This window comes from Arthrobacter echini, from assembly GCF_008107445.1.
In the GTDB taxonomy this organism is placed as follows: Bacteria; Actinomycetota; Actinomycetes; order Actinomycetales; family Micrococcaceae; genus Arthrobacter_D; species Arthrobacter_D echini_A.
In genome coordinates this window covers 163,460-175,574 of the sequence record NZ_VSLD01000002.1, presented here as the reverse complement: position 1 = coordinate 175,574, position 12,115 = coordinate 163,460, and the positions used below count along the sequence as shown (strand labels likewise).

General features: G+C 67.2%; 12 protein-coding genes. 6 read left to right on the top strand and 6 right to left on the bottom strand.

The window, feature by feature from the left end; genetic code table 11:
- Nucleotides 1–3 precede the first annotated feature (3 nt).
- The 4 genes from FQ377_RS05415 (at nt 4) to nusB (ending at nt 2,780) form a co-directional block, all read left to right on the top strand.
- Nucleotides 4–588, top strand: a complete 585-nt coding sequence (locus FQ377_RS05415; RefSeq protein ID WP_262364293.1) for a shikimate kinase — start codon at nt 4–6, stop codon at nt 586–588.
- Complete coding sequence (gene aroB, locus FQ377_RS05410) at nt 578–1,672, top strand: 3-dehydroquinate synthase (RefSeq protein ID WP_148600238.1); 1,095 nt, start codon at nt 578–580, stop codon at nt 1,670–1,672. The genes FQ377_RS05415 and aroB overlap by 11 nt, the downstream gene beginning before the upstream one ends.
- 137 nt (nt 1,673–1,809) lie before the next feature.
- Entirely contained in the window at nt 1,810–2,373 is a 564-nt protein-coding gene (efp, locus tag FQ377_RS05405) for an elongation factor P (protein ID WP_148600237.1), read from the top strand.
- Nucleotides 2,370–2,780, top strand: a complete 411-nt coding sequence (gene nusB / locus FQ377_RS05400) for a transcription antitermination factor NusB (RefSeq protein ID WP_148600236.1) — start codon at nt 2,370–2,372, stop codon at nt 2,778–2,780. Before efp ends, nusB begins: the two co-directional genes overlap by 4 nt.
- Nucleotides 2,781–2,856: 76 nt before the next feature.
- On the opposite strand, the gene FQ377_RS05395 is transcribed toward nusB, so the two are convergent.
- Together FQ377_RS05395 and FQ377_RS05390 are read right to left on the bottom strand one after the other, a co-directional pair.
- On the bottom strand, nt 2,857–3,930 hold the full coding sequence (locus tag FQ377_RS05395; RefSeq protein ID WP_148600235.1) for a GNAT family N-acetyltransferase: 1,074 nt from the start codon (nt 3,928–3,930) through the stop codon (nt 2,857–2,859).
- 199 nt (nt 3,931–4,129) lie between these two features.
- Entirely contained in the window at nt 4,130–5,920 is a 1,791-nt protein-coding gene (locus tag FQ377_RS05390; RefSeq protein ID WP_148600535.1) for an immune inhibitor A domain-containing protein, read from the bottom strand.
- A gap of 385 nt (nt 5,921–6,305) precedes the next feature.
- On the opposite strand from FQ377_RS05390, the gene FQ377_RS05385 reads away from it, so the two are divergent.
- The gene (locus FQ377_RS05385; RefSeq protein ID WP_148600234.1) at nt 6,306–6,869 is read left to right on the top strand and encodes a dihydrofolate reductase family protein; all 564 of its coding nucleotides are present in this window, start codon (nt 6,306–6,308) and stop codon (nt 6,867–6,869) included.
- A gap of 57 nt (nt 6,870–6,926) precedes the next feature.
- Here FQ377_RS05385 and FQ377_RS05380 read toward each other — a convergent pair whose 3' ends face one another.
- A complete protein-coding gene (locus FQ377_RS05380; protein WP_222861842.1) occupies nt 6,927–7,787 on the bottom strand; it encodes a glycosyltransferase family 8 protein in 861 nt (286 codons plus the stop codon).
- 15 nt (nt 7,788–7,802) lie between these two features.
- Nucleotides 7,803–9,185, bottom strand: coding sequence for a D-arabinono-1,4-lactone oxidase (locus tag FQ377_RS05375; protein ID WP_148600233.1), 1,383 nt, complete (start codon nt 9,183–9,185; stop codon nt 7,803–7,805).
- 169 nt (nt 9,186–9,354) lie between these two features.
- On the opposite strand from FQ377_RS05375, the gene FQ377_RS05370 reads away from it, so the two are divergent.
- Nucleotides 9,355–10,269, top strand: coding sequence for a 2-hydroxyacid dehydrogenase (locus FQ377_RS05370; protein ID WP_148600232.1), 915 nt, complete (start codon nt 9,355–9,357; stop codon nt 10,267–10,269).
- A gap of 4 nt (nt 10,270–10,273) precedes the next feature.
- On the opposite strand, the gene FQ377_RS05365 is transcribed toward FQ377_RS05370, so the two are convergent.
- Entirely contained in the window at nt 10,274–11,215 is a 942-nt protein-coding gene (locus FQ377_RS05365) for a glycosyltransferase (RefSeq protein WP_148600231.1), read from the bottom strand.
- A 77-nt stretch (nt 11,216–11,292) separates the two neighbouring features.
- Nucleotides 11,293–12,105 (bottom strand): glycosyltransferase, encoded by an 813-nt coding sequence (locus tag FQ377_RS05360; protein WP_187393263.1) that lies wholly within the window; start codon nt 12,103–12,105, stop codon nt 11,293–11,295.
- Nucleotides 12,106–12,115: the final 10 nt, after the last annotated feature.

Here is a 12,115-nt window from a genome sequence, read left to right as displayed (position 1 = left end):
CCGATGGCCCCCTCGGACACCGTGGTGCTGATCGGCCCGATGGCTGTGGGGAAGACGGCTGTCGGCAGGATGCTCGCCCGCCGCACCGGGCGGACGTTCGTGGACACGGACCGCGTGCTCGTGGAGCGGTACGGTCCCATCAGGGGCCTCTTCGACCAGCACGGTGAGGAGGGCTTCCGCCTGCTCGAGGCCGACGTCGTGCAGGGCGCCGTGACCGACGCGGGCATCGTCTCCCTGGGCGGGGGAGCGGTGCTGGACGCCGGGACGCAGGCGGTTCTGCAGGACGCCGCCGTGGTCTTCCTCGACACGGATGCAAGGACCGTCCTCCCGCGCATCAGTCGCGATTCCAAGCGCCCGCTGCTGGCAGGGAATCCGCTGGAGCGGTGGCAGGAACTCTACGACCAGCGCCGGCCGATCTACGCACGCCTCGCGTCCGTGGTCATCGACACGCGCGGGCTGAGCGTGCGCGGAACGGCCGACGCCGTCGTCCGGGCCCTGCCCCACCTCCTTCCCGACCGGCACACCGCTTCCCCGCCCCGCACCGCGGGCGCGAATCACGAGAGCAGGACAGACACCCATGGCGACTGACGCACCGACCATCATCCCCGTCACGGGGACCACGAGCGAGAGCACGTACGACGTCGTGATCGGGCGTGGTCTCCTCGAGCGGCTCCCGGAGATCCTGGGCGAGCGCGTGCGCCGCGTGCTCGTGATCCACCCCCGCGCGCTCCGTGCCACCGGAGACACGGTGCGCGCCGAGCTCGCGGATGCCGGCTTCACGGCGGTGACCGCGGAGATCCCCGACGCCGAGGAGGCCAAGCACCTCCAGGTGGCGGGTTTCTGCTGGCAGGTCCTGGGACAGAACGACTTCACGCGCTCGGATGCCGTGGTCACGGTGGGCGGTGGCGCGGTCACCGATCTGGGCGGATTCGTCGCGGCGACGTGGCTGCGCGGCGTGCGCGTGGTGCACCTGCCCACGAGCCTGCTCGGCATGGTGGACGCCGCCGTGGGCGGCAAGACCGGCATCAACACCTCCGAGGGCAAGAATCTCGTGGGCGCGTTCCATCCGCCCGCTGCCGTCCTCGTGGATCTGGACGCGCTCGCCACGCTGCCGAAGAACGAACTGGTCACGGGACTGGCGGAGGTGGTCAAGTGTGGCTTCATCGCCGACCCTGTGATCCTCGATCTGATCGAGCAGGACACCGATGCTGCGACAGATGCCTCCTCGCCGGTGGTGCGGGAGCTCGTGGAACGCTCCATCGCCGTGAAGGCCGCTATCGTGTCCGACGATCTGCGCGAAGCCGGACGCCGCGAGTACCTGAACTACGGTCACACGCTGGCGCACGCCATCGAGCTCGCGGAACGGTACTCCTGGCGGCACGGCGCCGCGGTCTCCGTGGGGCTCGTCTTCGCCGCGGAGCTCTCCCGCATGGTCGGTCGCCTCGGTGACGCCGAGGCGGACCGCCACCGGAGCATCCTCGAATTGCTCGGACTGCCCGTGACCTACCGGCGTGACCGCTGGGCCTCACTGCTCGACGGCATGCGCCGCGACAAGAAGTCCCGGGGTGACCTGCTGCGTTTCGTGGTGCTGGACGGGATCGGCAGGCCCGGCATGCTCGAGGTCCCGGACACCTCGCTGCTGTTCGCCGCGTACCAGGAGATCGCCTCCTGACCGCTCCGGCGGGGAGGCGGTCCGACGGCGCCGCGGGCAGCGCGGGGTAGACTGATCCACGGACTTCTGGCGCGCCTCCGCGTGCCCGCCGTGCCTCGGCCGGCCCATCCTCCCGCGAAACCGACGAAAGCGAAGCTGTGGCGACCACGAACGACATCAAGAACGGCACCGTGCTCAAGCTCGAGGGCAACCTCTGGAACGTCCTGGAGTTCCAGCATGTGAAGCCGGGCAAGGGCGGTGCCTTCGTGCGCACCAAGCTGCGCAACATCCGCTCGGGCAAGGTGGTCGACAAGACCTTCAACGCCGGGCTGAAGATCGAGACCGCCACGGTGGATCGCCGCGACTACCAGTACCTGTACAAGGACGGCGAGGACTTCGTGTTCATGGACACGACGGACTACGACCAGATCACCGTGCCGGGCAAGATCGTAGGCAACGCGGCCAACTTCATGCTCGAGAGCCAGATGGCCACCATCGCGATGCACGAGGGCTCGGCGCTGTACGTGGAGCTGCCGGCATCGGTGGTCCTCGAGATCACCTACACCGAGCCCGGCCTGCAGGGCGATCGCTCCACGGGCGGCACCAAGCCCGCCACGGTGGAGACCGGCCACGAGATCCAGGTTCCGCTGTTCCTGGGCACCGGCACCAAGGTCAAGATCGACACCCGGACCGGTGAGTACCTGGGACGCGTCAACGAGTGAGTGCACGTAGCAAGGCGCGACGCCGGGCGCTGGACATCCTCTTCGAGTCCACACAGCGTGACGTGCCCGTCCTCGAGGTCATCCGCGCACGCCGCGAGAAGACGGACATGATCATCGCCGACTACACGGTCGACGTGGTCGAGGGCGTGCTCGAGCGCCAGGAGGAGATCGACGAGTTCCTCAGCACCTACTCCCAGGGCTGGACCCTGGAGCGGATGCCGTCCGTGGATCTGATGATCCTGCGGATCGGGAGCTGGGAACTGCTCTACAACGACGACGTGCCCGACGGCGTCGCCGTGAGCGAGGCCGTCGAGCTCGCGAAGATGCTGTCCACCGACGAGTCACCGAAGTTCGTCAACGGACTCCTCGGCAGACTGCAGCAGCTCAAGCCGACCCTGCTCGCATAGGGCGCATCCCGGCGTCACACAGCGTCTGCTTCCAGGGTCACCGAGCAGGATCCCGGGCCCGTCACCGCACACCGGGTCAGAGCATCTTCTCCCACGCTCCGTCGTAGCCCGCCGCGCGGTATCCGAGTGCTTCGTTGATGGACAGCATCGGGCGGTTCTCCTCGGCGTTGAAAGTGTAGATCTGCGGTGCCCGTGCGTCGGCCTGCCGCAGATTGGCGGCTTTGGCCAGCATCCCCAGTCGGTGACCGCGATGGCCGGGCAGGACGAGTGTGTCCTCCTGCGCGGCCACGCCGCCTGTGGGTCCGGGGAGTGAGATTTCGGTGACAGCGATCAGCCGCCCCGTGCGGCAGTCCTCGATGGCGGTCGTCATGAGCAGTCGGCCACTCGCCTCCTGGTCGTCGTCCCGTCTGCGGACCCGCTGCTCGTCCCACGGGTCCTCGGTCGTGTGCAGGCCGGCGGAAGGCTCCTCGGTGCTCATCCTGGTTTTGAGCACGGCGAGGTCGGCCACCCAGTGCTCCGGGGTGGAGCCGTGCCACTGTACAACGTTGTACGCGGAGCCGGCCTGGGCCCTGGCATCCTCCAGCAATGCAGTGAGTTCCCGATCGGGGAGTGGCAGGTCGAGGAAGCTGATGCGCTTGATCTGTTCGAGGGCGTAGCCGTGCCGGGTGAGGAAGCGGACGCCCGGGTCGGAGGCCGATAGGGACCCGTACCCGCTCAGAGGTTCGACCCGATCCTTGTCGGCGAGGGCTGGATGGGTGACGTAGCTCTGAACGGTCGTGAGGTTCAAATCCCGGGCCAGGGCTTCCATGCGCTCGAGCAGGGCTGTCCCGATGCCCTGGCCGCGTGCGTCGCTCCGTACCTCCACGTTGACCGTCGCGACAGGGGACCCTGTCACCGTCCGCCAGGAGAGGATGGCGCGGGCAACCGTGTGGCCGCCTGACCGTGCGACGAACAGTCGTCTCGGTTTGTAGGGGTTCCGGAAACCGGGCAGTAGCTCGGCGGCAGAGTGGGACAGCGCCGGAGTGCCGAGAATCTCCGTCTCGACCCTGTTCCGGACCTCCACCATCGCCTCGAAGGCCTCGGCTCCCGGGTGCATCAGATCGTCGGGGATGGCCAGTTCGCTGATGTCGACTGCATCCGCGGAATTCATGGACCCACCCTATCCAGTCAGCGCCGTCGACCCATGCCTGGGCAGGTGAGTCTGCGCTTGACCGTTCGCACCCGGATGCTCGGCCGCCCACCCCTGCTGGGATAGTCAGCGACGATCGAGCGACCTCGCTGGGCCGCTTCATACGGAAGGAGCCGGGAGATCACTCCCGGCTCCTCCTAGGTGTTCTGACGCCGATGCCCTATCGAACGTGCAGGGTCAGCATGCCGGTGGAGTTCGACTGCTTGACTTCGATCCTCGTTCCGGTGCCGGCGACGACGACGGATCCCTGGGGATTCGCCGTGTCGTAGTAGGCGTTGGGATCGGTGTCGTCGAAGACTGCGACACCCGGCTGCGATCGTGCCGTGAGGGTGGTGAGGCCGGCGGCTGTCTCGCGGGTAAGGCTGAGCGCGTCGGTGGCCTGCTTGCCGAAGGTGGCGTCGAAGCTCTGGATCCTATTGCGGACCACGGTGCCGTCGGACCAGGTCATGGCCTTCGGATGTGCATCGACGGGGAGCGCGAGGCCTGCTCCGGGGTGCTGGCGCGTATTGTTGTTGCGCTGCGCCGTGTTCCAGTACGTGATGCTCAGGCCGTCCTGGTAGGCGTAGTGCTCAACGGTGTCGGGAGCTGTGAGACCCCGCCCGAAGTTGTACGGTCCAACGGCAAGCGTGGCGTCGTAGCCCGCGTACACGCGGTTCTCCGCGATGTAGAAGCGGTTGTTGCCGGCCGCGTCCTTGGGAAGATTCACGACAACGGCCTGCGGCGCCTTCGTGGCGTGGTACGACGGGCCGAGCTTGTGGGTCGACTTCGCTCCTGCTGTGGCTGTCTCGTAGTCCAGCCAGCCGAGCTGCAGCTTCTCCCAGGCGCCCATGTGGTTCGGGGTGGTACCGATCGCGCCGTCACCGTGGCCGAGCCAGGAGCCGGAGCTCATGAGGGTCCAGAAGCCCGTGCCGTTCTCTCCACCACTCGTGTCGTAGAGATCGGGCAGGCCGAGGTCGTGGCCGAACTCGTGGGCGAACACCCCGAGGCCGCCGTTCTCCGGCTCGGTGGTGTAGTCACGGATCCACACCTTCGAGTTACCGATCTTGATGCCGCCGTACGGATTGGCGGCGGGACCGGAGGTACCGCGGCCGGCCTGGCCAACGGACCAGCGGTGCGACCAGATGGCCGATTCTGCCGCGCCCGCTTCCTCACCCTCCCCGGCGTGGATCGCCTGGAAGTGATCGATATACCCGTCGGGCTCGTCGAAGTCGCCGTCCTTGTCGAAGTCGTAGCGGTCCCACTGATCGAATGTCGCAAGGTAGGCGTCGATCGCGGCAGGCGTCTTGCCGGCGGCGATCTGCGCGTCGTACCAGGCGTTGGCGGTGTCCTGCACGAAGCGGGTCATGTCCGCCTGGCTCTCGGTCTGCCCGTAGCTGGCCGAGTTGTAGGGAACGGTCACCCATTCACTGACGTCACCGTCGACGGTGTACCGGCCACTGGACATCTCCTCGTAGACACCCTTGAGGGACTCGTCCTCCTCATAGAAGAACATGTCGAGATAGTGCTCGCGGTCGAAACTGTCGGACCAGTTGGTGGAGTTGTCCACCGCACGGTTCGGCTCAGGGATGGAGTCATGGGCGGGGCCAAGTGCCGATGAGGGGAAGCGCGGGTCCACCTGGTCCCCGAAATCGACGAGGAAGGAGAGAATCTGGTCACTGTCCTGCAGCCCGTACTGTGCCCACTGGCCCGGAGCGATCTTGACCGCCTTGGACCCGTTACGGTTCTCCACCTTCGCCTCGCCGGAGATGACCTTCTCCACGGCCTGCCGGTTCAGGTCACGGCGTTGCTCGGCGGCGGGATCGGCGCGGTCGTCGAGTTTCTTCGCCGTGCCGTCGGCGCTGGGGGAGGACGAGAACGAGGTGCTCGCTGTCGATGAGGCCGCGGTCGTGTCGGTGGTGGCCTGCGCGCTCACGGGAGCAAGCACGACGGCAGTGGTCACGGCGAGCGCCATCGCGCACCGCAGCCTCCGGGTATGAGTGGTGAGATTCAAGGTTCTCCTTTGTGAAATGTCCCAGTCGGAGCAAGTGCCTCCTCGGGTCGAGAGCCCTGGGAGGCGAATATGTTGCCTAGGTCACATATTCCGGAGGAGACGATAGCACCCGTCGCGGACACAGGAGGGAGGTGGCGAGGCGGCGATTCTTCTTCTTGACAGCTTCCCTGCGATGTCCGTGAATGACACGCTCGATCTGGACATGAAGTCGATCGGGCTCCTTCGGTCCTGGCAGCCCTCATGGAAGTCGTGCGGGGCGTAGCGATTCGCCGTGGAGTGGTGACTCACGGCACTGCGTGCCGTCTACTGGAGGACAGCAGCACTTCCGTCGGACAGGAGCACTCCCATGCGTCGAGTCACAGCAGGCCTCTTCGCCTCCGTCGACGGAGTGGTCGAATCTCCCCATCTATGGCAGCTCGACAGCTTCGATGCCGAGCTCGGTGCCGGGATGGGCGCCATGATCAGCAGGGTGGACACTGTGCTGCTCGGACGTCGCGGCTACGAGGAATGGGCCGAGCACTGGCCGACGGCCGAAGCGACGGACCCCTTCGGCTCCTTCATCAATCCTGTCGAGAAGTTCGTGGCGTCCCGCACCCTCTCGGGGCAGCTCGACTGGACGAACGCGTCCCTCATGGACCGGCCACTCGAGGATTTCGTTCGCGCACTCAAGCAGACGGAGGGCGGCGAGATCGCGGTTTGTGCCAGTATCTCGCTGGTCCGCCAGCTCCTGTTTGCGGGGCTGCTCGACTCCCTGACCCTGATGACCCACCCGGTGGTCGCGGGCGCGGGCCGCCACCTGTTCGAACCCGCGGATCCCGTCACGAGACTCGCGCTACAGGAGGTCACGACGACGAGCAGAGGCAATGTCCTGGCCTCCTACGGTCCGCACTCCACGACGGTGGGGGTGTAGCCAGCTCCTTCGAGGCAACGACGCGAAGTCGAACGTCCGGTGCTTCGACCGCCGAAATCAGGAGGGAACGGGTGCGCCCAGGGTGTCGGCCATCTCCCACCAGAGGCGGTTCACCTCGACGTACCGGTCGGTGGGGTCGAGGGGCTTGGCCCACGGCTTGTCGATGATGTAGTGGATGTTCTTCACCGCTGCCGGGTCCCAGACCTGTGGGTGCTGGTGCGGCAGGGTCTTCAGCGCGTTGTACACATAAGGCAGCGGCTGCCAGCGGTCGCGGTAGAACTCGTTGAGGAAGTCCTGCTCGGCGAACGGGTAACGCGACAGATCGTCCACGGACGCCAGCCGCCCCACCATCTCGGCGAGGACCGCCTCGTCAGGCGACAGCACGAGGAAGCCGCCGTTGAGGTAGTTGTCGGTCGCACCCGGTTCGGTGACATGATCCCCGCCCCGGCAGTAGGTGTAGAAGCAGGTCTCGGGCGTCCAGCTCGGAGGATAGCTCGCGATCCGGTTCGGGTTGCAGCGGCATGCGTGGCAGGCGGCAATGGCCCCGTCGGCCAGGTCCAGCGAGAACAGCTCATCCATGGTCCGAATCACCAGCATGTCGGCGTCCAGGAAGACGACACGCTCGAACTCCGTGAGTCCCCACACGGCCAGCTTGGTCCACACCTCCGCGAACCGGGAGTTGGCGTAGCTGTCGGTCGACCCTCCGGCCGGACGCAGCGGCGCCACCTCGTGCAGGAGGCACCCGTCGTCCTGCAGGAGGCGCCGGGCCTCCTCGTCGATTCCCTGGGTCACCATGACGACGAGCGGGGTGGTGCTGCCGGAGGCCTCGAGCGAGGCCCGCAGCGTCCGGACCCCGACCACGTAGTCGGGTTGCGTCAGCAACGTCACCCAGGCGTTCATCGATGGTGCTCCTGTCATGGTGGCCGGGTCCAATCAGTCGAGCAGGGCCGCGGTGAACACATTTGCGAAGCGGTGCTGCGGGTCGAGTGCCTCGCGGACCCGCCGGAAGGCTTCCCACTGCGGGTAGATCGCAGGCCAGTCGTACAGGGACTCGTCGAAGTACTTGCCCCAGTGGGGGCGGCCGCCCTCCTCGGCCAGGGCCCGCTCCACTGCCCGGAGGAAGCTGTCGCCCTCTTCGGACAGCGAGCCATCGGCCGAGTAGTAGACCACGAAGCCGAAGTAGCAGGTGTCCTGGCCGTGGGACGGGCTCAGCCACCCCTCGGACGCGCCGGTGCAGCGCAGGATCACCGGGTAGTGCATCCGGGGACGCGTCTGTGCGTGCCAGTCCTTGATCTTCTTGATCACCGCTCCGGCTCTGGCCAGCGGAATGCCGATCTCGACGTTGATCTGCGGGGTCGCGATGCCCCGGCAGAACACCTGGTAGATATCACCCGTGACGTCGGTGAAGTCCCGGAAGCGGCTTACGGTACGGAGCGATTTGCCGTCGTCGGCAAGTCCTCTGGAATCATCGCGCAACTGCCGCAACGTCGATTCCACCGTGTCGTTCATGGTCGCGTTGGTGGTCGCATGCTCCAGCAACTCGCTGTCTTCGGCTCGATACCGCACCACGTCGTCGTCCGACGCCTCGTTGGCGGTCCACACCTGGACCTGGTTCTCCTGAGGGAACCACCACGCCTTGACCATGAGGTTGTCGCGGTTCCAGGTCTCCAGGTCCGTTTCCAGGGTATCGGCGTCGACGGCCTTCTTGAGGCAGGTGTAGATCATCGACTCCCGTGCACGCAGAGTCACGGCGGTGATGACGCCCAGGGAGCCGAGGCCGAGCTGGACGGCGGGGAAGTCCGGGTGGTCCTGCGCGTACTCCGCGACCGTGCCGTCGGCCAGCACCACGCGGATCGACAGCGCGGAGCCCGCGATCGAGCTCTGCTGCAGCCCCTGACCGTGCGTCCCGGTGGACAGGGCGCCTGCCAGAGTCTGCTCCGCGATCACCCCGGGCGAAGCGTCCAGCATCTGCCCCCGCGCGGTGAGGAACGCGTACACATCGGCCAGCGGGGTGGAACCGGCGAACGTCACGGTGTTGTCGGTGCTCGAGATCAGGCCACTGAGCCGGCTCAGGTCGAGCAGCGTGCCGCTCCCGTTCGCCACTTGCATCATCCTGCCGGGCGACATTCGGCTCCCGATCATCCGGACCGCGCCGTCACTGGTGGACAGGAAGTCGCACAGCTCCGACTCCGTGGCCGGAGCGAACACCGAACCGGCTGGACCCAGGCGAGAGTTCTTGGCCCAGTTGCGGAGCCGGGTGTCCTCACCGGCGAGGTCCTGCTCCTGGCGTGGGTAGGCGAGCTGCGTGGTATCCATGGCACATCTCCTGTAGGAGTTCGATTCTGCCTTCAAAGCCGCATTGATCTGCACAACTGATGAGCCGGCACTGGTAGTTCCCATGCCGGGAAAAAATTTCGTACTTCTGTAGAAGTCCCCAAAAACACACTAGCTGAGGCGCGGTCAGGGTGGTGACTACACTTAAGCGGTGACTATCGTATGCGTCCCCGATTCGAACGCCCGAGACCTCCTCGGAACCCTTCCCGACGGAGTGGAGGTGATCGTCTGGGACGGCGAGGGCGACAAGCCCGAGCGTCTGGAGGAGACCGTCTTCTGGGTGCCGCAGGTAGAGGACTCCACGAACCTCGACTACAAGTTCGCCGCCATGCCGAAGCTCGAGGTCACCCAGCTGACGAGCGCCGGCGTGGAGGACATCATTGACCACGTCCCGCACGGCGTCTCCCTGTGCACCGCGCGCGGTGTGCACGGCTCTGCGGTTGCCGAGCTGGTCCTCACCGTCGTCCTGGCCACGCTGCGCCAGCTGCCCCACTTCATCGAGGAGCAGCGACAGGGCCGGTGGGACCCGATCGAGGCCGACGACCTGCGTGACAAGCGGGTTCTGATCATCGGCGCCGGCGACCTCGGAGAGCAGACCGCCCGCCGGCTGCGGAGCTTCGACGCTGTCCCGGTGCTCGTGGCGCACACTGCACGGGACGGCATCCACGCCACCTCGGAGCTGCCGAGCCTGTTGCCGGAAGCTGACGTGGTGGTGCTGACCGTTCCGCTCACCCCGGACACGACCGGACTCGTGGATGCCGAGTTCCTGTCCCGGATGCCCGACGGCGCCCTACTGGTCAACGTAGCCCGCGGCAAGATCGTCGACACGTCAGCGCTGCTCGCCGAGCTGACGTCCGGCCGGCTGCGGGCGGCCCTGGATGTGATGGAGCCGGAGCCGCTGCCCGCAGACCACCCGCTGTGGACGGCGCCGAATCTGATCATCACCCCGCATGCGGCCGGTTTCATCGCGCAGTCCGGTCCGCGGGCCTTCGCGCTGGTCAATGAGCAGGTGCGCCGGTACGTGGCCGGCGAGGACCTCATCAACGTGGCGAAGGGCGCCGACTGAGCCCTCAGGCGTACGCCGTGAAGTGCGGACCGAGGGTGTCGAGCCAGGCAGCCGGATGGACGGCCACGGCGTCGCTTCCGGGCCGGACCCGCGCTGCCGCGACCGCCTCTTCCAGCGCTGCGCCGGTCCGGGCGAACGTGTAGCGGTCCAGCACCCAGAGGCGGTTCGCGGCGCGCACCGCTGACAGGGCTTCGATGTTCTGGACCAGGTCCACTACCTGGTCACGGAGGAGCAGTGGTCGCTGGTCCGGGACCCTCCAGGCACCGGGTGCCTCGAACAGTTCGTGCCCGCCGCCGCCGTCGTAGCCGACCACGAGACTCCCCGAGGCCAGCGCTTCGGCGACCGGCAGACCGAAGCTCTCGGTGTGCCCGAGGGCGACGAAGATCGCTGAGGCGGCTAGGGTGGCGGCCACCTCGGCGCGCGGGGTGTGGATCAGCTCCACCAGATCGACCCCGGCGAGCCGAGAGTCGCCGGCCAGCAGGCGCTTGAGCAGGGAAGCCTCCCGGGGCCGCTTCCTGGGGAACCAGCTCACTCGGACCTGCTCGGTCGTGACGGGCGCGAACAGCTCGCCGTCGACCGGGTTGGGCACCACGCTCACCGGCAGTCCGGGCAGCACGGCGGCCAGCACGTCCCGGCTCTCGGTGGACACGACCCACATCGCCGGTGCCGGCGCCCACCCAGGAAAATCATCGCCGGGAGCGCCTGCGGCGAAGGTGTAGAAGTGGTTCTGGTTGAAGATGACCTTGCGGCCGCCGGGTGCCGGATCGCGTCCGTGGACGGTCGGTGTCTCCGGCACCACCAGAAGGTCGTCGGCGCCGATCGGAGTGGTGGCACCGAATACCATCGGTACGTCATCCGCGATCCAGTCGGTACGGTCAGCAGGATCAGGCAGCCACAACCAGGCCTCGTGGCCACGCTCACGCAGCAGCCGGACGTGCTGGGTCATGACGTGCACCCCTCCGCTGTGGTGGGCGGTGGCGAAGCCCGCGTAGATGATCCGCCCCGGGCACGCCCTGGGACGGCTCACCATACCGGAGGGCTCAGGTACCACGACGCGCCGCTGCCGACGTTGTGGGCTGGGAACGAGTCCGGTCCGAGCCCCACGTTCGCCCGCCAGGTGTCGCCCCACTTGGCATTCAGCCCGTCCAAAATCTCCGCCCGGTTGCCCTCGGAGCTCTGACCGGTCCGGTTCATCGTCTGCCGCCGCAGGTGCGAGACGTAGGCGCCCTCCGTGACCACGCACCGTAGCCTGGCCGCCCGCACCCGGATCGCCAGGTCGATGTCCGCACCGTAGCCATGGCGTTGGAAGGTCACCTCATCGAGACCCCCCAGCTCGACGACGGCAGGCACTGCGAACGCGATGGCGGTGCCGTCACAGAAGTCGACGTCACGCAGCACATCGCGTGGGACATACTCCGCGGCGGTGGACGGGATGGTGTGGGCCCGCTGGTGGAGCCAGAAATCGTCGTAGCAGGCAGCGGCCAGCGCGATGTCGTCCGTCGTCGAGAACGGCGCGAGCAGTCCATCGAGGAACCCGGGAGAGAGCCGGATGTCATTGTTCAGCACCACGCAGACCGCATGTCCCTCGCGCGACGACGTCTCCAGGGCCCAGTTGGCGGCGCCGATCCACCGCAGGTTCCGCCCTGGGCGATGGACCGAGATGCGCCCCTGCGGGAGGACGTAGTCCCCGGCGTTGTCGACCACCACGATGCGCACGTCCGGGTCCAGATCGTTCCCGTCGCGGCACAGATCATGCACCACCGCATCGGTCAGCTCGGGCGAACCGAACGCGGGAATGACCACCAGCGTCGACGCTGTTGTGCTCGAGGAGGTCACTGCTCGGCAT